Below are 20,718 nucleotides of genomic sequence, written 5' to 3' on the forward strand. Positions count from 1 at the left end.
CCCTTGCCCCCGCCACCCCCACCCCCGGCCCCCTGCCCCGCCTCAGCTGAAGTCGAATTCCCCGGTGCGGGTCCGCTTCAGCTCGAAGAACCGGTCGTAGCCGGCGAGCAGCCGGGCGCCGTCGAAGACGCGCACCGCGTCCTCGCCCCGCGGGATGGACATCAGGACCGGGCCGAAGAACGCCACGCCGTCGATGTGGATCGTGGGCGTGCCGACGTCCTCGCCGACCGGGTCCATGCCCTCGTGGTGGCTCTTGCGCAGCGCGTCGTCATAGGCATCGGTCTCGGCGGCGCGCGCCAGTTCGGCGGGCAGCCCGACCTCCGCGAGCGCCTCCTCGATGACGGTCGCGGTGTCCTCGCGCCCCTCCTTGTGGATACGCGTACCGAGCGCCGTGTAGAGGTCGCGCAGCACCCCCTCCCCGTGCTCCTGGGCGGCCGCGATGCACACCCGTACCGGGCCCCAGCCGGCGTCCAGCAGTTCGCGGTACTTCTCGGGGAGGTCCTCGCGGCCCTCGTTGAGGACGGACAGGCTCATCACCCGGAACCGCAGGTCGATGTCCCGGTGGCGCTCCACCTCCAGGATCCACCGGGAGGAGATCCAGGCGAACGGGCAGATGGGGTCGAAGTAGAAGTCAACGGAGTGCCGGGTGGGCTTCTGGTGCGTCATGCGGCCAGATTACGGCGCCACCGGCCCGGCTGCCCGGGACACTCCGCCTCGGGAAATGTGGGCCAATTCGCCGCTGACGCCTTCCCGGTCGATGCCTGGGAGGCCGTCCTTCGCGGGCCGCTCGCTCCTGGCCATCCCCGCCCCGCCCGGTCCGGCGTCGCCGCCTCCGTCCGTCTCCTCGCTACGGCTTCCCTGCCCGGCGCGCCTCCGCTCCCGTACGCGACCTGGCTCCCGTACGCGTCCCGGGTCCCGCTGGGCGCCCCGGCTCCCGTATGTGCTCCGGCTTCGCCCCGCTGCCCGGCTCCCCGCCGGGCGCCGGCTCCGCGTCCCGGCCCGTCGCCTCTCCCTGCCCCGTCGCGGACTCCGGCCGTTCTCCGGATATCTCGTCCGGGTCGATGCCCAGCATCTGCCGGAGCAGCTGCTTGAGCAGGGTCCGCTCGGTCACCGTCAGCCGGCCGAGCGGCTCGCGTGCGAAATCCAGCGACGTGCGCAGCCGCTCGGCCGTCGCGCGGCCCTCAGCGGTGGGGACGGCCAGCTTGACCCGGCGGTCGGCCGGGTCCGGACGGCGCTCCACCAGGCCGCGGGCCTCCAGGCGGTCCACGATGCCGGTGACGTTCGACGGCTCGCACTTCAGGCTCTGGGCGAGCCGGCGCATCGGCATCGGCTCCATCGCCAGCAGCCTGAGCAGCCGGGCCTGGGCACCCGTGAGGGAGTGCTCGGCCGCCGCGCGCTCGTACTCCTCGTGGTAGCGCGCAACGACGGTGCCGATGAGATCGACCACCTCGACGGTCAGGGGGTCTGGGCGCGGAGTCATACACACAGGATACCCAATTGCTTGACAACGTGAAATATCAAGGCGCATGATTGTTTCAGGATCTGAAGCATTTGGAGGATTTCCCATGTCCGCACCGCTGCCGACCACCAGCCGCGAATGGCACCTCGTCGCCCGTCCGCAGGGCTGGCCCGCCCCCGATGACTTCGCGCTCCGCGAGGCCGAGCTGCCCGAGCTCGCCGACGGCCAGATCCTCGTCAAGAACCTCTACTTCTCCGTCGACCCGTACATGCGCGGGCGGATGAACGACGTGAAGTCCTACGTCCCGCCCTTCCAGCTCGACCAGCCCATGGACGGCGGTGCGATCGGCGAGGTCGTCGCCTCGCGCGCCGAGGGCTTCGCCGCCGGTGATCATGTGCTGCACGGCCTCGGCTGGCGGGACCACGCCGTCCTCGACGCCAACCGCGCCGCCAAGGTGGACGCCTCCCTCGCTCCGCTCACCGCCTACCTCGGCGTGCTCGGTATGCCGGGCCTGACCGCGTACGCCGGTCTGCTCGCGGTCGCCGAGTTCAAGGAGGGCGACGCCGTCTTCGTGTCCGGCGCGGCCGGTGCGGTGGGCAGCCAGGTCGGCCAGATCGCCCGCCTCAAGGGCGCCTCCCGGGTCATCGGCTCGGCCGGGTCCGATGAGAAGGTCCGGCTGCTGACCGAGGAGTACGGCTTCGACGCCGCGTTCAACTACAAGAACGGCAACGTCACCGAGCAGCTCAAGGCCGCCGCCCCCGACGGCATCGACGTCTACTTCGACAACGTCGGCGGCGACCACCTCGAAGCCGCCATCAGCGCGCTCAACGTCCATGGCCGCGCCGCCATTTGCGGCATGATCTCGATGTACAACGCCACCGAGCCCAGCTGCGCGCCGCGCAACCTCCCGCTGGTCATCGGCAAGCGGCTGCGCCTGGAGGGGCTGCTGGTGAGCGACCATCAGGCGCTCCGGCCGCAGTTCGTGGAGGAGGTCTCCGGGTGGATCCGCTCCGGGGAGCTGAAGTACTCCGAGACCAAGGTCTCCGGTATCGAGAACGGCGTCGAGGCGTTCCTGGGCATGCTGCGCGGGGCCAACACCGGGAAGATGATCGTGAGTCTGGCGGACTGAGGTTGTCGGGTGCCGGGGGCGGAAGGCCCGCGGGGTCGGGCGTTCGGGCGCGAGTGGCCGTGCGGGTATCAGCGCTTGGTGATGGGTAGTTGGGGCGGCCGGTCTGCCGTCCGTGCCGTTGCGGCACAGGGCGGTCGAGGCCCGCTCGGCTCGTCCCAGCTTGGTACGGACCGTAGGCGGCTCGGACCTGCCCGGACCGGCGAGGCCAGCCCGGCTCGTCCAGCTCGGTCGCGGCCCGTCCAGTCCAGCCCAGCCCGGCGGGTGCCAGCCCCCGTTCGTCTCCCCCGACCGACTGTTCGCGTCTGCCTGTCCGCCCGCACGCCTGCCCGCCCGTTCCGTCTTCGGTCCGTCGCCCAGGCGCCCTGCGGGCCGGTCCGGCTCGATTCGCCGTCCGCCGGCCGCCGTGCGGACCGGTCCCGCTTGGTCGCCGTTGCGCCGCCCTGTGAGGCCGGTGTGCCCGCCGCACTGTGAGACTCGCCTCCCGTCGCGGTGGCCGGGCCGGTTAGGCTCATCGGAAGCCGCCGCGATGCGTGGGCGCGAGTCGCGGCGAACCACAGGAGGATTCCGTATGTCCATCCAGACCGTCGACGTCGTCTACACCGCCGTCGCCACCGCTGAGAACGGCCGCGACGGCCGCGTCGCCAGCGACGACGGCAAGCTCGACGTCGTCGTCAACCCGCCCAAGGAGCAGGGCGGCAGCGGCGCCGGCACCAACCCGGAGCAGCTCTTCGCGGCGGGCTACAGCGCGTGCTTCCAGGGCGCGCTCAGCGTCGTCGCCCGCCGGGAGGGCGCCGATGTCTCCGGCTCCCGGGTGACCGCCAAGGTCGGCATCGGCAAGACCCCCGAGGGCGCCTTCGGCCTCGCCGTCGAGATCATCGCCTCGATCCCCAACGTCGACGAGGCCACCGCCAAGGACCTCGTGGAGAAGGCGCACCAGGTGTGCCCTTACTCCAGCGCCACTCGCGGCAACATCGAGGTCAAGCTGACCGTCGCCTGAAGCGGTTCGGGTGATGCGGGCTGCCCGGGTCGTTCGGGCAGCCCGAGAAGTCCGCGCAGGCCGCTCAGTCCGGGCAGTTTCTCCGGATCGGGCGGCTGAGCCGGTCGCCTGAGACCGCTCGCCCGGCTCAGGCGTCAGTCCCGGCAGCCGAGGGCCGTTCCCCGCTGGGGGTACGGCCCTCGGCTGTTCCCGGCTACGGCGGCGGGGTTGGCTCCGGCGCCTCCCGCAGCCCGGGTGTTGTGATGCAGGCCACCTTCGCGGCCCCTTGACGCATCCGCCGTGTAATCGATTACGTAGCCCTCACGCGAAACCGCGTAATCGATTACACAAGCAGGACGGACGGCAACGGCGCCATGGCGAACATCAAGGATGTGGCGGAGCGGGCGGGGGTCTCGGTCGCCACCGTCTCCCGGGTCCTCAACGGCAACAGCCCGGTCGCCGAGACCCGCGAGCGGGTGCTCGCCGCCGTACGGGAACTGGGGTACCGCCCCAACAACGTCGCCCGCGCCCTGCGCACCGCCCGGACCGGCGCGCTCGGCCTGGTGATCAGCGACCTCACCAACCCGTTCTTCACCGAACTCGCCGACGCCGTCGAGGACGCCGCCCGCGGCCTCGGCTACAGCCTCGTCATCGGCAACGCCGGCGAACGCCCCGCCCAGCAGGACGACTACATCCGCACCCTGCTCGACCGCCGGATCGACGGCCTGCTGGTCAGCTCGGCCGGCACCGGTTCGGCGATGCTCCGCGAGGTCGTGGCCTCAGGCACCCCGCTCGTCCTCCTCGACCGCACCGTCCCCGGCATCGACGCGCCCTGCGTCCGCGCAGACGGCCGCGCCGCGCTCACCGACCTCGCCGCCCACCTCGCCGCGCTCGGCCGCCGCCGCCCCGCGGTGATCGTCGCCCCGGCCGGCACCCCCACCGGCGACGAACGGCTGGAACTCTTCCGTACGGCGCTGGCCGAGCACGGCATCGCGCTGCCCGAGGAACGGGTCGGCGCCACCCCCGACCTCCAGCCCACCGGCGGCCGCCGGGTGATGAGCGGCTTCCTGGATCTGCCCGAACCCCCGGACGCCGTGCTGGCCACCGACAACCTGATGGCGCTCGGCGCGATGGACGAACTCCGCGCCCGCGGCCTGCGCGTTCCGGACGATGTGGCGCTGGTGGTCTACGACGACGTGCCGTGGTTCGCGCACACCGACCCGCCGCTGACCGCCATCGCCCAGCCCACCCGCGAACTGGGCCGGGCCGCCGTGCACGCCCTCCTGGAACGGATCGAGGGCCGCCCCGCCGACTCCGTACTGCTGCCCGCCCGCCTCGTCACACGCCGCTCCTGCGGGGAACGGCCGGTCACGTGACCGGCCCCAGCCCCAGCCGCACCCCGCGACCGCGCTCGCGCCCGGCCCTCCGGCACCGTTCCGCTCTCCCGTCCCGCAAGCCCCGAACGGACCGAAGGGATCAAGCAGCAGCCCGTAGCGCCGACGACAACTGACCGGGCCTGGCAACGGGCAACGGGCCGAACAAGGGCCCAGGGTCGCCCCGACTATCCCCGGCAGCGCCGTCTACCCCAGCTGGCGAAGCCGGCCCGACCACCCGAACCACCCACCCCGAATCACCCCGCCCACCACCCACCACCCCACCCAAAGAGAGGGGCAGCGCATGACCGGCGTCAACGACGACGTTCCGGACGGCCGCGAACTGCTGCGCGTCGAGGGGGTGACCAAGGCGTTCCCCGGCGTGCGCGCGCTGGACGGCGTCGATCTCACCCTGCGCGCCGGCGAGGTGCACGTGCTGCTCGGCGAGAACGGCGCGGGCAAGAGCACCCTGATCAAGATGCTCTCCGGCGCCCACCGCCCGGACAGCGGGCGAATCCTCGTCCACGGCGGCCCGGACGGGTCGGCCGACGGCCTCCGCGAGGTGCAGATCCGTTCCGCGCAGGACGCCGCGCGGCTCGGGATCGCCACCATCTACCAGGAGTTCAACCTCGTCCCCGGCCTGACCGTCGCCGAGAACCTCTTTCTCGGCCGCCAGCCGCGCACCGCGCTCGGCCTCGTCGACAAAAAGGCCATGCGCGCCCGCGCCGCCGACCTGCTGCGCCGGGTGCGCCTGGACGTCTCCCCGAACATCCCGGTCGCCGAACTCGGCATCGCCCGGCTCCAGATGGTGGAGATCGCCAAGGCGCTCAGCCTGGACGCCCGCGTCCTGATCATGGACGAGCCGACCGCCGTCCTCACCTCCGAGGAGGTGCAGACGCTGTTCGACATCGTCCGCGAACTCCGCGACGCCGGTGTCGGCATCATCTTCATCACCCACCACCTCGACGAGATCGGCGCGCTCGGCGACCGCGTCACCGTGCTGCGCGACGGCCGCTCGGTGGACGAGGTGCCCGCCACGACCGGCGAGGACGAGCTGATCCGGCTGATGGTCGGCCGGGACATCGCCGAGCAGTACCCGCGCCGCCGCCCCGACGAGCTGGGCCCGCCGCTGCTGCGCGTCCGGGGCCTGACCCGCCGCGGTGCCGGGCGGACCGGTGACGGCGCGGCCCGGCCGGTCTTCGAGGGCATCGACTTCGAGGTGCGGGCCGGCGAGGTGGTGGGGCTGGCCGGGCTGGTCGGCGCCGGCCGGACCGAGGTCGCCCGGGCGGTGTTCGGCGTGGACCGCTACGACGCCGGCACCGTCGAGGTGGCCGGCGAGCGGCTGGCCGCCGGGGACGTGCGGGCCGCGATGCGCGCCGGGCTCGGCCTGGTGCCCGAGGACCGCAAGGGCCAGGGCCTGGTCCTGGACGCCTCGCTGCAGGACAACCTGACGCTGGCCCGGCTCGACCGGGACACCCGGGGCGGGCTGGTCGACCGGCGCGGGCAGCGGCGGGAAGCGGCCGCCGTCGCCGAGCAGTTGAAGGTCCGGATGAGCGGCCTGGGGCAGCCCGCCCGCACCCTCTCCGGCGGCAACCAGCAGAAGATCGTGATCGGCAAATGGCTGCTGGCGCAGACCCGGCTGCTGATCCTGGACGAGCCGACGCGCGGGATCGACGTCGGCGCCAAGGTCGAGATCTACCAGCTGATCAACGAGCTGACCGCGGCCGGCTGCGGCGTGCTGATGATCTCCAGCGATCTGCCGGAGGTGCTCGGGATGAGCGACCGGGTGCTGGTGATGGCCCAGGGCCGGCTGACCGGCGAACTCGCCGCCGCCGACGCCACCCAGGACGCCGTGATGGAACTGGCGCTCCAGCCCCCGCCCGGCACCACCGGCGGAACGCACACCAACGAGAGCGCGATGGAGGGCTCCGATGTCTGAAGTGAAGACGGCGGCCGCACCACGGGCGGCGGGCGGGGACCCGGCCCCGGACGGTTTCGGCCCGTGGTTCTCCCGGGCCGTGCTGCGCAACGGCCCGCTCGGCGGCCTGATCGCCCTGGTCGCCGTCATGGCGGCGCTGTCCGGCGACTTCCTGAACGGGCAGAACCTCCTCAACGTCGGCGTGCAGGCGTCGGTCACCGCGATCCTGGCCTTCGGCGTCACCTTCGTGATCGTCTCGGCCGGTATCGACCTGTCCGTCGGCTCGGTCGCCGCGTTGTCGGCCACCGTCACCGCCTGGGCCGCCACCGGCCAGGGCATGCCGGTGTGGCTCGCGGTGCTGCTCGGCCTCGCGGTCGGCGTGGCCGCCGGCCTGGTCTCCGGCGCCCTGGTCGCCTACGGGCGGCTGCCCGCGTTCATCGCCACGCTGGCGATGCTGTCGGTCGGCCGCGGTCTGGCCCTGGTCGTCTCCGGCGGCACGCCGATTCCGTTCCCCGGCGCGGTCAACCACCTCGGCGACACCCTGGGCGGCTGGCTGCCGGTGCCCGTCCTCGTCATGATCGCGATGGGGCTGGTGGCCGCGCTGATCCTGGCCCGGACGTACTCCGGCCGCGCGATGTTCGCGATCGGCGGCAACGAGGAGGCGGCCCGCCTCTCCGGTATCGACGTCAAGCGCCGCAAGCTCGTGATCTACGCGCTGTCCGGACTCTTCGCGGCGGTCGCCGGGATCGTCCTGGCGGCCCGGCTCACCTCCGCCCAGCCGCAGGCCGCGAGCGGTTACGAACTCGACGCCATCGCCGCCGTCGTCATCGGCGGGGCCAGCCTCTCGGGGGGCTCCGGCAAGGCGTCCGGCACCCTGATCGGCGCGCTGATCCTCGCCGTACTCCGCAACGGCCTGAACCTGCTGAGCGTCTCGGCCTTCTGGCAGCAGGTGGCCACCGGGCTGGTGATCGCGCTCGCCGTCCTCCTGGACACCCTGCGGCGCCGGAGCGCGCGATGAGGCGGCGCACGGCACTGCTCGGCGCGGCCCTGGCGGCGGGCGCCCTCGCCCTGACCGGCTGCGACCGCGGCGGCCACACCGACCTCGGTCTGGCCCTGTCCACGATGAACAACCCGTTCTTCGTCGGCATCAAGAAGGGCGCGCAGGCCGAGGCGGACGCCCGGGGGCTGCGCATCAACATCACCGACGCGCAGAACGACCCGATGCAGCAGATCAACCAGATGGAGACCTTCACCAGCCAGCAGGTGAAGGCGGCGATCATCAACCCGGTGGACTCCGACGCCGCCGTCCCGGCCGTCGGCGTCGCCAACCGCGCCAAGGTGCCGGTGATCTCCATCGACCGCGGGGTCAACGGCGGGCAGGTCGGCTCGACCATCGCCTCCGACAACGTCGCCGGCGGCCGGCTCGCCGCGCGCACGCTGGCCGAGGCGCTCGGCGGCAAGGGGAAGGTGGCGTTCCTCGAAGGCCAGCCCGGCACCTCCGCCGCCCGCGAACGCGGCCAGGGTTTCGAGGAGGGCATCAAGCAGTACCCGGGCATCGAGGTCGTCGCGCGGCAGCCCGCCGACTTCGACCGCACCAAGGGCATGGACGTGATGTCCAATATGCTCCAGGCACACCGCGACCTCACCGGGGTGTTCGCCGCCAACGACGAGATGGCGCTCGGAGCGTCCAAGGCGCTCGGGGCCCGCTCCGGCAGGGACGTGAAGGTGGTGGCGTTCGACGGCACCCCGGACGGCGTCCGGGCCGTGCGGGACGGCACGCTCACCGCCACCGTCGCCCAGCAGCCCGAACTCCTCGGCAAGCAGGCCGTGGACTGGGCGCTGAAGGCGGCCCGCGGGGAGCGGCTGCCGCGGACGGTCAAGGTGCCGGTGGTGCTGGTGACGGCGGCCAACGCGGCGAAGTTCGCGGGCTGACGGCCGCCGCCGGCGGCGGCGCCCGGGCGGCGGACCGCCATCGCCACTGGCGCCCGCCGCCCGGCGGCATGCAGGAACAGACAGACACGCGGCGTATGGACACGACAGAACGACGCCCGGACAGAGAAGAGGAACGGCGCATGTACGACGTCCTGGTGGTCGGCTCGGCCAACGCGGACCTGACGGTACGGGTGGACCGGCGGCCCGGCGCGGGGGAGACCGTGCTCGGCACGGACCTGGTGGAATCGGCCGGCGGCAAGGGCGCCAACCAGGCGGCCGCGGCGGCCCGGATCGGCGGCCGCACCGCCCTGCTGGCCCGGGTCGGCGGGGACGCCTACGGCGAACTCCTGCTGTCCGCCCAGCGCGCGGCGGGCACCGACGTCACCCCGGTCATCGTGGACGAGGGGGCCCGCACCGGCACCGCGATGATCATCGTCAGCCCGGACGGGGACAACAGCATCGTCGTCTCCCCGGGCGCCAACGCCGCCCTCACCCCGGAGGACGTGGCCGCGGCCAAGGACGTCATCGCGTCCTCCGCGGTGGTCTCCCTCCAGCTGGAGATCCCGATGGAGACCGTACGGGCCGCCGCCGCGGCCGCCGAGGAGGCCGGCACCCGCGTCGTCCTCAATCCCTCCCCGGCCCCCGAGGACCTCGACCGCGACCTCCTCGCCGTGGCCGACCCGCTGGTGGTCAACGAGCACGAGGCGCGCCGGCTCGCCGGCCGCACCGGGGGCACGCCGGCCGACTGGGCGGCCGCGCTCCGGGACCGGGGCGCCCGCTCGGTCGTGGTGACCCTCGGGGGCGACGGCGCGCTCGTCCTGGACGCCTCCGGGCAGGCCACCGTGCCCGGCATCCGGGTCGAGGCCGTGGACACCACCGGCGCCGGGGACGCCTTCACCGGCGCCCTCGCCACCCGCCTGGCCGGCGGCGCCTCCCTCTCCGAAGCGGCCCGCTTCGCCGTACGGGTAGGTGCGGCCGCCGTCACCAAGCCGGGCGCCCAGCCGTCGTACCCGACGGCCGAAGAACTGTCCCAGTTCCCGGAACCGGCGGCGTCCTGACCGGCAGTGCCCTGGGTTGCGCGGCCCTGGGCTGCCCGGTTCCGGCTTGCCGGGCGCTGGGGTGCCTGGTCCGCAAAGGCGCTGGTGGGGTGGGAGTTGGCCGAGTGGTGGGAGCCGCCGCAGTCGGGGCCATCCCGGCAACCGGGAGTGTCCGAGCGGGGGCGGTGCTCCGAACCGCCGGAGCCGCCCCGTAAGGGAGCCGATCGGGCGGGCGCCTCGGGGTGCGGATGCGGTGGGGCGCCGCCGCGCCACGGGAACGGGCCACTTCGACGGCGCCGCGTCCCGGTGCCCCCTTGCGCGCCTCACCGCTCCGCCCCCGCGCCGTCGGGCACCCGCGGCCTCACCAGGCCGCGCTGCCACCCGTGGGCGTCCTGCCCCGCGCCGAGCACCTTGGGCCGCTCACCCGGTGCCTCATCCGCGCTCTGTACGGCCGCGCTGAGCTCCACGGGGCCGTACAGGGCGTGCTCCGCGCCGGTCGTCAGCGCCCAGTAGCGGTCGCCGTAGGACCAGTGCCACCACTCGGTCGGGTAGTTGACCAGGCCCGCCCCGTGCAGCGCGGCGGCCAGGACGCGGCGGTTGGCTCGGGCGGAGGGTGTCAGGCCCGGGGCGCAGGTGTAGCACGCGCCGCCGCTCTCCTCCGGGGACGCGTCGATCGGCGTCCCCATGTCCAACTCGCTTCCGTCCGCCGTGACCAGGGTGACGTCCACCGCGCCGCCCGCGCTGTGCGGGGCGATCTCCGGGGGCGACACGAACCGGCTGGCGGCGCGGTGGATCCGCGCGTCGTCCCACTCGGGGTGGGCGGCCCGAAGCTCTTCCCCGTAGCGCGTGAAGTAGCGGCGCTGGAGGGCCGGTGGGCGGTAGCCCTCCACCACCCGCAGCCGCAGGCCGTCCGGCAGCGCCTTCTGCGCCGCCTCCAGCCGCGTCACCACCCCCGCCCGCAGATACGCGAACGGACCCTCGGCGCCCGCCCCCTCCGCACCGCCCTCGGGACAGCCCCCGTCGCCCGTGCTCTCCAGCTGTGCCACGAGCAGCCCGGGCGCCGCGGTCCGCACGTCCACCAGTGGTTCGCCGCAGTCCAGGACCGGTACGGCGGCCACCGCCGGATCGGCCATCAGCGTGATCGCGTCCCGGACATCGCCCAGCACCAGGTCGGCGCCGCCTCCCGGGCCGGCCGGGTCTGCCCCCGACGAGGCGGTCGCCACCCGCTCACCGGTCGGCAGCCAGTGCCCGCTCCGCCCCACCGCCGGCCCGGAACTGCCGCTGCCCCTCCCGACGCCATTGGCCAGCAGCACATGCAGCCCATGGGTGCGCGCCAACGCGCCATACTGCGCCGCTCTTTGCTCGTCGTCATGGAAGGCGCTGGCCAGATACACCCGGCAGCCATCGGCGGCGGCCCGCTCCGGCACCTCCGGGAAGGCGCTGTCGAAACAGATGGCGAGCGCGAACCGGATGCCGCCCAGCGTGAAGCGCCCCTGCGCGCTGCCCGGTGCGAACACCAGGCGCTCGCCCTCGGTCAGGTGCTGCTTGTCGTAGCGGGTGAGGAGGGCGCCGTCCGGTCCGAAGACGAAGCTGGAGATGGTGGGCCTGGCCCCGTCCCCGAAGCCGCGTCCGGGGCCGTTGACCACCGCGGCGACACCAGCCGCCCGGCATGCCTGGCGTACGGGCGCCAGCCGGGGGTCCTCCGGCAGTACCGACATCCCGATCGGATCGGTGGCTATCGCGTCGAGGTCGTAATGCGTCAGCGCCAGCTCGGCGAAGGCGACCAGCCCGGCACCGCGGTCGCCGGCCTCGGCGATGAGGCCGGCCATCCGCGCGGCATTGGCGGCGATATCACCTGATACGGACGGGAATTGTGCGGCAGCAAGGATCATGCGGCCATCATGCGCGCTCCGTCCGCCTCCCGCCGCAGCCTGTGGATAACTCCGGCCCGCCCCCGCGGGCTGGGGGCGCGGGCGGTGCAGGCCCGTCGCCCAGGCAAGGCCGCGCTATGACTCGCTGCCCCGCCCCGACTCCCGACCCGCGCCGGTTGCTCTCTCCCGTGAGCCGGCGTCCGCGTCCGCTCCAGCGGAGCTGCCGAGGAGGGTCAGGAAGTCGCGGAAGGCTGTCGGCATATCGACTTGGTCGGGGTCCAGGAGCCACTGGAGTTGGAGGCCGTCCATGACGGCGACCAGCAGGGGGGCGGCTCGTTCCGGGGTCAGGCCGCCGGGCAGGCTGGGACCGAACTCGGCGCGGAGCGCGTCGGACAGGGCCTCGCGCACCGCGCGGAAACGGGCCTCGAAGAAGCCGCGCGCCGGGTGGTCCTCGGTGACACTGTCGGCGGAGAGCACGGTGTACGCCTGGACGATGCCGGGGCGGGCGGCGTTGTAGTCGACGAGCTGGGCGAGGGTGCCGGTGCGCCAGGCACCGGATGCCGCGGCGGCCGCGTCCCAGCGGTCCCGGGCCTCCAGGACGCCGATCAGCAGCAGTTCCTTGGTGGGGAAGTGGTGGAGCAGCCCTTGCTGGCTGAGCCCGGCCCGCTCGGCGACGGCGGCAAGGGACGTACGGCGGTAGCCGCGCTCGGCGATCAGTTCCATCGCGGCCTCCAGGATCGCCGCCCGCCGCTCCGCGCGCTGGACCTCCCGCCCGCCGCCGGCCCGCCGGGCGGCGCGTGCCGCGTCCTGCTCTTGTGCACCACTCACCCGGCCGAGAGTAATCCTCCGGTCCTGCGGTCCGCCCTGCGGCGGCGCGCAGTCCCGGTGCCGCTGGGGGCCGCAGGGTGGGTATGTCGGGCCGGGCGTTCGGGCGCTCGGCGTCCGATGCGCCATCCCCGGCAGTGGCAGTGGCAGTGGCGCGCTGGCGTAACGGACAGGTAACAATGCCTACCAGCCGTCCGGTATGAGGGTAAGAATTCGGCCAGGGCCCGTCTCTCCGCGCAAGGGAGCGCTGTATATGACCGACCAGCCGCATGTCCGGGGCGCGGGGGCGCATGCCGTGCCGGGTGCCCACGGCGGAGACGGGGGGCGGGACTACTCCGCGGTGGTGGAAGAGGCCCTTGCCAGGCTTGACTTGGACACCAAGGCGCGGCTGCTCTCCGGGCAGGACATGTGGTCGCTGCCGGCGGTGCCCGCGATCGGGCTGCGGTCGCTGGTGATGTCGGACGGGCCGGTCGGCGTGCGGGGGCGGCACTGGACCGCGGAGGACCCCTCGGTGGCACTGCCCAGCCCCACCGCCCTGGCCGCCACCTGGGATCCGGAACTGGCCCGCCGGGCCGGGCAGCTGCTGGCCCAGGAGGCCCGCCGCAAGGGGGTGCACGTCCTGCTGGCGCCGACGGTCAATCTGCACCGCTCGCCGCTCGGCGGCCGCCACTTCGAGTGCTACGCCGAGGACCCGCTGCTGACCGGCGTGATCGGTGCCGGCTATGTGCGCGGGGTGCAGGAGGGCGGCGTCGCGGCCACGGTGAAGCACTTCGTCGGCAACGACGCCGAGACCGAACGCCTCACGGTCGACAACCGCATCGCCCCGCGCCCGCTGCGCGAGCTTTATCTCGCGCCGTTCGAGTACATCGTCCGCCACGCCCGCCCCTGGGGCGTCATGACCGCCTACAACCAGGTCAACGGCGTGACGATGACCGAGCACCGCGACCTCGTCGCCGGTGTGCTGCGCGGGGAATGGGGCTTCGACGGCTGCAACGTCTCCGACTGGACCGCGGCCCGGCACACCGTACGGGCCCTGCGCGGCGGCCTGGACGTGGCGATGCCGGGGCCCCGCACGGTCTTCGGCGCCCCGCTCGCGGCGGCCGTGCGCGCGGGCGAGGTCGACGAGGCGGAGGTGGACGCCGCGGTCCGCCGGGTGCTGCTGCTCGCCGCGCGGACCGGCTGCCTGGACGGGGTGCCGCCGGCGGTGGACCCGGACGACGTGCCGCGCGGCATCGACGGCCGGGCGGTCGCCCGGGAACTGGCCCGCCGCGCGACCGTCCTGCTCCGCAACGAGAGCGTGCCCACCGGGCCGGACGGGGCGGATGGGCCGGATCGCCCGCTGCTTCCGCTGGCCGTCTCCGGGCTGCGGCGGGTCGCGGTCATCGGCGCGGCCGCCCGGGACGCCCGGGTGCTCGGCGGAGGCTCGGCGACCGTCTTTCCGGCGCGGATCGTCTCCCCGCTGGAGGGGCTGCGGGCCGCGCTGCCGGAGGACGTCGAGGTCGTCTTCGCCACCGGGGCGGACCCGCGCACCCGGATCCCGCACGCCCGTGAGGGCTTCGACCTGCGCGCCCGCTACCTCACCGCCGAGGGCCGGCTGCTCGCCGAGACCCCGCAGTTCGACGGCCGGGTGCAGGCGCTCGGCAGCTTCCCCGACGGCGTCACCCGCCAGGACCTGCACGCCGTCGAACTCACCGGGACCTTCACCACGGGGACCACCGGCACCCACACCCTGGCCGTGGCCGGCGCGGGGCGGCTGCGGCTGACCGTGGGCGGCACCGTGCTCTTCGACGGCGAGGGGCCGGCGGGGCAGGGGAACGACCCGTTCGAGGCGTTCATGCAGCCTGCCGAGCACCGCCTCACCGCAGAACTGACGGCTGGTCAGCAGCTGCCCGTCACCCTGCGCTTCGTGCCGGACGGGCTCGGGCCGGAGGAGGGGCTGGACGCGCTGAACTTCGCCCTCGGGCACGCGGAGCCGCGGCTCGACGGGGACGCCGAGATCGAGGAAGCCGTCCGCGCGGCGGCCGGCGCGGACGTGGCGGTGGTGGTCGTCGCCACCACCGAGGAGGTCGAGTCGGAGGGCTTCGACCGCGCCGATCTCCGGCTGCCGGGCCGGCAGGACGAACTGGTCGCCCGGGTCGCCGCCGCCAACCCCCGCACCGTCGTGGTGGTCAACGCCGGCTCGCCGGTGGAACTGCCCTGGCGGGAGCGGGTGCCCGCGGTGCTGCTGAGCTGGTTCCCGGGCCAGGAGGCCGGGGCGGCGCTGGCGGACGTGCTGCTCGGCACCCACGAACCGGGCGGGCGGCTGCCCACCACCTGGCCGGCCCGGCTCGCCGACGCGCCGGTCACCACCGTCACCCCGGCCAACGGCACGCTGCCGTACACCGAAGGGCTGTTCATCGGCTACCGGGCCTGGCAGCGGGCCGGGACCGCCCCGGCCTACCCCTTCGGCCACGGCCTCGGCTACACCGACTGGGAGTACGAGGCGCTGGAGACCGCGCCCGGCTCCGTGCGCGTACGGATCCGCAACACCGGCGGGCGCGCCGGGCGGGAGGTCGTCCAGATCTACCTCGCGCCGGCCGGCGGAGCCCCCGGCGCACCGGAGCGGCCGGACCGCTGGCTGGCCGGCTCCGCGGTCGTCGAGGCCGGGCCCGGAGAGCGCGCCGAGGCCGAGATCCCGCTGCCGGACCGGGCGTTCGAGGTCTGGTCGGAGGCGGACGGCGGCTGGCGCCGGATCCCGGGCGGCTACACCGTCGAGGCGGCGCGCAGCAGTACCGACATCCGGCTGGCCGCGCAGCTCACTTCCGGGTGAGCACCGAGACGTCCCCACCGCTCGTCCGGGCGGATATTTTGTGGGACGACTCCTCGTCCGTGGGGACGGAGACCTTGCGGGTCCCGCCGGCCGTCCCGGCGTCGACGGCGTAGAGGGCCTTCGGGACGCGGATCGTGACATCGCCGCCGCTGCTCCGCCCCGAGACGTCGTCGGGCACCGCGCCCAGCGTCATCTCCACAGTGCCGCCGCTGGTCTTGGCCTTGGCGGTGCGGGCCGTGGTGTCCTCGACGGTGATGTCGCCGCCGCTGGTCTGCGCGGTGATCCCGCCGGAGGCGCCGCGGACGGTGATGTCCCCGCCGCTGGTGTGCAGATCGACCGAGGCGTTGCGCGGCAGCAGGATGCGGTAGCCCACCACGCAGCGGTGGCCGAAGCCGCAGCCGTCGTCGGCGGTCAGCGTCAGCCGGCCGTCCTTGACCTCGTGCGTGGTCTTGGGCTTGCTGTCGTCGTAGCGGGCCTTCTCGGTGACCTTGACCTGGGTGCCGGCCTCGACCGGCACGATCTCGATGTCGCCGCCGTGCGTCGAGGCGGACAGCGCGGTGATCGTGCCGCCCACGCCGTACGTCTGCTCGGTGGTGTGGTCGGGGCCGCCGAGGTGCACGGAGCAGCCGGTCGTCAGCAGGGCCAACGCCGCGCAGGACAGGACGAGATGGGCGGGGCGGAGACGGGCCATGGTGAATCCCCCGAGGAAGTGGGCAGCGGTGCGGGACCGGAGCGGGGCCGGGCCGGATCCGCTCGGCAATCATCATCTCGGACCCGTGCCGCCCCGGCGTCGCCGCACGGTATGACGTTGCCCCTCACCGCAGGGTATGAGCGGAACCGGCGCTCCCTTAAGGGTTCCCCTGACACCGCCCCGGACCGGCCGCCGTCACCCGGCGGGTGCCGCCGCCCCCTCCAGGGGGTTCTCCTTGCGGGTGATCGTGCGGAACGCCAGGTCCGCCAGCTCCTGCTGGCCGTTCAGGCCCGGGTGGAACCAGTCCCAGGTGCTCAACTGCTGCCCCGTGAAGCGGTAGTCGAAGACCGAGCGGTCGAACCGGCACCGCGCGTCCTTGGCGCAGACCTCCGCCAGCGCCTCGTTGTAGGCCATGACCCGTTCCCGGACCTGGGACCGGCGGTCCTGGGCGGGCTGGGTCAGATCGTCCGGGTCGCGCAGCATCGAGCCGCAGATGCCCAGCTTCCACACCTGTTTGCCGAGCGGGTTCTTGCGCCCCTCGGACCACAGGCGGAGCAGGTCGGGGATGGCCGCCACGTACACCTGGGTGCGCGGCAGGGACCGCCGCAGCGCCGCCATCGACCGCTCGAAACCGGCGCGGAAGGCGGCCGGCGAGGTCATCGCCCGGACGTCGGCGCGGCAGGCGTCGTTGGCGCCGATCAGGATCGTGACCAGGTCCGGCCGGCGGGCGGCGGCCTCGGTGATCTGCTCCGGCAGATCGCTCATCAGGGCGCCGGTGCGGGCGTAGTTCCAGCTGTGGGCGGCCGGGTCCTTCTTCAGCAGCCGGCGGGCCAGGCTGTTGACCTTGGGGCTGGTGCCCGTGGCCCAGGAGACCTCCGGGCAGTCGGAGAGCACCGTGCAGGCGTCGAAGCCGACGGTGATGGAGTCGCCGAGCGCGGCGATCGAGGAGGGGTCCGTCCGCCAGGCCGGGGCCTGCTTCACCGTGGGCGACGGGCCCGGGTGGCGCCCCTGGGGAGCGGAGCCGCCCCCGCAGGCGGTGAGCGCGGCCAGCAGCCCGGAGGCGGCCGCGGAGGCCAGGGCGGCGCGGGCGGTGCGGCGGCGCAGGGGGTCAACGGGCCGATCGGTCATCGTCATCCCCTGTCCCCTCCGGCGTGCGAGTGATATCTCTTCGGGTACCGACGGTACGTCACGTCCGGTCCGGCGCCGCGCGGTAGCTTGGCCCCGTGCCTGCCGGGCGGTGACCCGAAGTGGCCTGTGCAGTCGGCACAGACAAATTACAACACGTCATTTCCTGTCCCTTTTGCGGCAAATTCCGCCTAGTGGTGTTTACTGTAGGTCACCTCGCGTGCTGGTGCCGAAGTGATCACTGGGGCAGAATGTGGACAGCTGTCCCGGCCGCGACCGGAACGGGCACGAGGCCGCTGGGGAAGGCGAACCTCGATCCGCAACGGAGGTCCCGGTGACGACACGTGGAGTCCTGTACGTCCACTCCGCCCCGCGCGCGCTCTGCCCGCACGTCGAATGGGCGGTGGCGGGCGTCCTCGGGGTGCGCGTCAACCTCGACTGGATCCGCCAGCCGGCGTCCCCCGGTACGTGGAGAGCCGAGCTGTCCTGGCAGGGCGAGGCCGGGACGGCGTCCAAACTGGCCTCCGCGCTGCGCGGCTGGCATCTGCTCCGCTTCGAGGTGACCGCCGAACCCTGCGCCACCGCCGAGGGCGAGCGCTACAGCTCCACCCCGGATCTGGGCATCTTCCACGCCGTCACCGGTATCCACGGCGACATCCTGATCCCGGAGGACCGGCTGCGCGCCGCCGTGGCCCGCTCCGCGCGCGGCGAGACCGAACTCGCCGCCGAGGTCGCCAAGCTGCTCGGCAAGCCCTGGGACGACGAACTGGAGCCCTTCCGCTACGCGGGGGAGGGCGCCCCGGTGCGCTGGCTGCACCAAGTCGTGTGAGCGAGCCGGGCGCCAGTACGCCCCACCGCCCCAGGGGCCCGACACACCCCCCGAGTTGCCCTGGAGCGCACTCCACCCCCTAGCGTGCCGTCATGGCTGACAACACCACTTCCGACCTCCGCTCGGTGGCCGTCCTCGGCACCGGGATCATGGGCGCGGCGATGGCCCGCAACCTCCTCCGCGCCGGGCTCGACGTCCGCGTCTGGAACCGCACCCGCGCCCGGGCCGAGCCGCTGGCCGACGAGGGCGCCCGGGTCGCCGGCAGCCCCGCCGAGGCCGTGGACGGCGCCGACGCCGTCCTGACCATGCTGCTCGACGGGCCCGCCGTCCTGGACGCCATGCGCCAGGCCGCCCCGGGGCTCGCGCCCGGCACCCTCTGGCTCCAGATGAGCACGGTCGGCCCCGCGGCCCTGGAGCCGCTGGTCCGCCTCGCCGCCGAACAGGACCTGCGCCTCGTCGACGCCCCCGTACTGGGCACCAAGGCCCCCGCCGAGAAGGGGGAGTTGACCGTCCTCGCCGCCGGGCCGCGCGAGCTGCGGGACCGCGCCGAGCGGGTTTTCGGCGTGGTCGGCAGCCGTACCCAGTGGGTCGGTGAGGACGCGGCGAGCGGCGCCGGCAGCCGCCTCAAGATCGTCGTCAACAACTGGGTGCTCACCGTCATCGCCGGAACCGGTGAGACGCTGGCGCTCTCCAAGGGGCTGGGCGTCGACCCGCGGGAATTCCTGGCGGCGGTCGCCGGCGGCCCGCTCGACATGCCGTACCTGCGGATGAAGTCGGAGCTGATCCTCTCCGGCGACCTCGCGCCGAGCTTCACCGTCTCCGCCGGGCGCAAGGACGCCGGGCTGATCACCGACGCCGCCGAAGGGGCCGGCGTCCGCTCGGACCTGGCGCTGGCGGTCGCCGAGCGCTTCCGCCGGGCCGAGGAGCAGGGCCACGGCGGCGAGGACGGCGCGGCCGCGTACTACGCCAGCTTCGACGGCTGACGGGCGCCCGCGCGCACGGCGAGGGCCCGCCCGGTCAGGACGACCGGGCGGGCCCTCGTACGCGGTATACGGGTCAGACCGTGCGGAAGGCGAGGACCACGTTGTGGCCGCCGAAGCCGAACGAGTCGTTCAGCGCCGCGATCCGGCCCTCGGCGGGCAGCGCGCGGGGCTCGTCGCGGACGATGTCCGCGTCCGCCTCCGGGTCGAGGTTCTGCACGTTGATGGTCGGCGGGGCCGTCCGGTGGTGCAGCGCCAGGATGGCGGCGACGGTCTCGACACCGCCGGCGCCGCCCAGGAGGTGGCCGGTCATCGACTTGGTGGCGGAGACCGCCATGTGGTCGACGTCGTCGCCGAAGACCTTGCGCAGCGCCTTCAGCTCCGCCAGGTCGCCCTGCGGGGTGGACGTGGCGTGCGCGTTGACGTGCACGATCTCCGACGCGGCGAGGTCGCTGTTGTCGAGGAGGTTCTGCAGCGCGTGCGCGATGCCGTTGCCGGACGGCTCGGGCTGCACGATGTCGTGGCTGTCGGCGGAGATGCCCTGGCCGACCGCCTCGGCGTAGACCCGGGCGCCGCGCTTGGCGGCGTGCTCGGCCGACTCCAGGACGATCACGCCGGCGCCCTCACCGAGGACGAAGCCGTTGCGGTCGGTGTCGAACGGGCGGGAGGCACCCTGCGGGTCGTCGTTGTTCTTCGACATCGCCATCATGTTGCCGAACGCGGCGATCGGCAGCGGGTGGATGGCCGCCTCCGTACCGCCCGCGACGACGATGTCGGCGCGGCCCGTACGGATCATCTCGATGGCGTAGCCGATCGCCTCCGAGCCGGAGGCGCAGGCGCTCACCGGGGTGTGCACACCGGCGCGGGCGTTGACGTCCAGGCCGACGTTGGCCGACGGCCCGTTGGGCATCAGCATCGGCACGGTGTGCGGGGAGACGCGGCGGACGCCCTTCTCCCGGAGGACGTCGTACTGGCCCAGCAGCGTGGTCACGCCGCCGATGCCGGACGCGATGACGGTGCCCAGCCGGTCGGGGTTGACCGAGCCGGCCGGACCGGCGGCCGCGTCGGGCTCGCCGGCCTTGGCCGTGAAGCCGGCGTCCGCCCACGCCTCACGGGCCGCGATCAGCGCGAACTGCGCCGAACGGTCGAGCTTGCGGGCCTGGGCGCGGGGCAGCTCCTCGGACGGGTCCACGGCCGCCTGCGCGGCGATCCGCACGGGCAGCTCGGCCGCCCAGTCCTGCTCCAGGGCGCTGACGCCGGACCGGCCGGCGAGCAGGCTCTCCCAGGTCGAAGCGCTGTCGCCACCCAGCGGTGTGGTTGCGCCGATACCGGTGACGACCACGGTGCGATTGGTCGCGTTCACGGGAATTCTTACTCCACGGGTAGAGGGGTCTGAATCGACGGCGCCACCGCGGGGTGGCGACATGCGCTGCGCCAGATCAGGACTGGTGCTTGAGGATGTAGTCGGTCGCGTCGCCGACGGTCTTGAGGTTCTTGACGTCGTCGTCCGGGATCTTCACGTCGAAGCGCTCTTCGGCGGCGACGACGACCTCGACCATGGACAGCGAGTCCACGTCCAGGTCGTCGGTGAAGGACTTGTCCACCTGGACGTCCTCGACGGGAATACCGGCGATCTCGTTCACGATCTCTGCGAGACCGGCGACGATCTCTTCCTGGGTGGCGGCCATGAGTGGCGCTCCTTCTATTTGGCGGAAACTGCTTGTTTACGGTGAAGCGGTGAAGGTCCGCACAGCGGCCGGTACG

The 20,718-nt window shown here is 73.7% G+C and carries 15 protein-coding genes and 2 pseudogenes; 9 read left to right on the top strand and 8 right to left on the bottom strand.

Annotated features, from left to right (window positions below):
- Positions 1–42 precede the first annotated feature (42 nt).
- Together ADL22_RS30705 and ADL22_RS30710 are read right to left on the bottom strand one after the other, a co-directional pair.
- Positions 43–666: a disulfide bond formation protein DsbA gene (locus ADL22_RS30705; RefSeq protein WP_066987320.1), complete on the bottom strand. Its 624-nt coding sequence runs from the start codon at positions 664–666 to the stop codon at positions 43–45.
- Positions 667–1,051: 385 nt separating this feature from the next.
- A pseudogene (locus ADL22_RS30710) lies at positions 1,052–1,480 on the bottom strand (MarR family winged helix-turn-helix transcriptional regulator); the annotation flags it as partial.
- A gap of 85 nt (positions 1,481–1,565) precedes the next feature.
- On the opposite strand from ADL22_RS30710, the gene ADL22_RS30715 reads away from it, so the two are divergent.
- The 6 genes and pseudogenes from ADL22_RS30715 to rbsK all read left to right on the top strand — a co-directional run bounded on the left by ADL22_RS30715 (position 1,566) and on the right by rbsK (position 9,845).
- Complete coding sequence (locus ADL22_RS30715; RefSeq protein WP_066987321.1) at positions 1,566–2,588, top strand: NADP-dependent oxidoreductase; 1,023 nt, start codon at positions 1,566–1,568, stop codon at positions 2,586–2,588.
- Positions 2,589–3,156: 568 nt separating this feature from the next.
- Positions 3,157–3,585, top strand: coding sequence for an organic hydroperoxide resistance protein (locus tag ADL22_RS30720; RefSeq protein WP_066987324.1), 429 nt, complete (start codon positions 3,157–3,159; stop codon positions 3,583–3,585).
- Between the two features lie 353 nt (positions 3,586–3,938).
- Positions 3,939–4,940: a LacI family DNA-binding transcriptional regulator gene (locus tag ADL22_RS30725; RefSeq protein WP_066987327.1), complete on the top strand. Its 1,002-nt coding sequence runs from the start codon at positions 3,939–3,941 to the stop codon at positions 4,938–4,940.
- Positions 4,941–5,241: 301 nt separating this feature from the next.
- Positions 5,242–6,876, top strand: a complete 1,635-nt coding sequence (locus ADL22_RS30730; protein WP_066987328.1) for a sugar ABC transporter ATP-binding protein — start codon at positions 5,242–5,244, stop codon at positions 6,874–6,876.
- Positions 6,869–8,787: pseudogene (locus ADL22_RS36550) on the top strand (substrate-binding domain-containing protein). The gene ADL22_RS30730 and the pseudogene ADL22_RS36550 overlap by 8 nt, the downstream one beginning before the upstream one ends.
- 140 nt (positions 8,788–8,927) lie before the next feature.
- A complete protein-coding gene (rbsK, locus tag ADL22_RS30745; RefSeq protein ID WP_066987336.1) occupies positions 8,928–9,845 on the top strand; it encodes a ribokinase in 918 nt (305 codons plus the stop codon).
- Between the two features lie 302 nt (positions 9,846–10,147).
- Here rbsK and ADL22_RS30750 read toward each other — a convergent pair whose 3' ends face one another.
- Both ADL22_RS30750 and ADL22_RS30755 read right to left on the bottom strand, forming a co-directional pair.
- Positions 10,148–11,716 (bottom strand): nitrilase-related carbon-nitrogen hydrolase, encoded by a 1,569-nt coding sequence (locus ADL22_RS30750; RefSeq protein WP_079064558.1) that lies wholly within the window; start codon positions 11,714–11,716, stop codon positions 10,148–10,150.
- A 114-nt stretch (positions 11,717–11,830) separates the two neighbouring features.
- Complete coding sequence (locus ADL22_RS30755; protein ID WP_066987339.1) at positions 11,831–12,523, bottom strand: TetR/AcrR family transcriptional regulator; 693 nt, start codon at positions 12,521–12,523, stop codon at positions 11,831–11,833.
- Positions 12,524–12,773: 250 nt separating this feature from the next.
- Here ADL22_RS30755 and ADL22_RS30760 point away from each other — a divergent pair, with 250 nt between their 5' ends.
- The gene (locus ADL22_RS30760) at positions 12,774–15,329 is read left to right on the top strand and encodes a beta-glucosidase family protein (protein ID WP_079064559.1); all 2,556 of its coding nucleotides are present in this window, start codon (positions 12,774–12,776) and stop codon (positions 15,327–15,329) included.
- On the opposite strand, the gene ADL22_RS30765 is transcribed toward ADL22_RS30760, so the two are convergent.
- A complete protein-coding gene (locus ADL22_RS30765) occupies positions 15,316–16,020 on the bottom strand; it encodes a DUF4097 family beta strand repeat-containing protein (protein WP_066987342.1) in 705 nt (234 codons plus the stop codon). The genes ADL22_RS30760 and ADL22_RS30765 overlap by 14 nt on opposite strands.
- 195 nt (positions 16,021–16,215) lie before the next feature.
- The gene (locus ADL22_RS30770; RefSeq protein ID WP_199836410.1) at positions 16,216–17,154 is read right to left on the bottom strand and encodes an SGNH/GDSL hydrolase family protein; all 939 of its coding nucleotides are present in this window, start codon (positions 17,152–17,154) and stop codon (positions 16,216–16,218) included.
- 325 nt (positions 17,155–17,479) lie between these two features.
- On the opposite strand from ADL22_RS30770, the gene ADL22_RS30775 reads away from it, so the two are divergent.
- Positions 17,480–17,974, top strand: a complete 495-nt coding sequence (locus ADL22_RS30775) for a DUF3145 domain-containing protein (protein WP_066987345.1) — start codon at positions 17,480–17,482, stop codon at positions 17,972–17,974.
- Positions 17,975–18,066: 92 nt separating this feature from the next.
- Positions 18,067–18,957: an NAD(P)-dependent oxidoreductase gene (locus tag ADL22_RS30780; protein WP_066987348.1), complete on the top strand. Its 891-nt coding sequence runs from the start codon at positions 18,067–18,069 to the stop codon at positions 18,955–18,957.
- A 73-nt stretch (positions 18,958–19,030) separates the two neighbouring features.
- Here the strand turns inward: ADL22_RS30780 and ADL22_RS30785 are convergent, their stop codons facing one another.
- Entirely contained in the window at positions 19,031–20,317 is a 1,287-nt protein-coding gene (locus ADL22_RS30785) for a beta-ketoacyl-[acyl-carrier-protein] synthase family protein (RefSeq protein WP_066987351.1), read from the bottom strand.
- Positions 20,318–20,393: 76 nt separating this feature from the next.
- Complete coding sequence (locus ADL22_RS30790; RefSeq protein WP_066987353.1) at positions 20,394–20,642, bottom strand: acyl carrier protein; 249 nt, start codon at positions 20,640–20,642, stop codon at positions 20,394–20,396.
- Between the last annotated feature and the right edge of the window lie 76 nt (positions 20,643–20,718).

The organism is Streptomyces sp. NRRL F-4489 (assembly GCF_001509485.1).
In the GTDB taxonomy this organism is placed as follows: Bacteria; Actinomycetota; Actinomycetes; order Streptomycetales; family Streptomycetaceae; genus Streptomyces.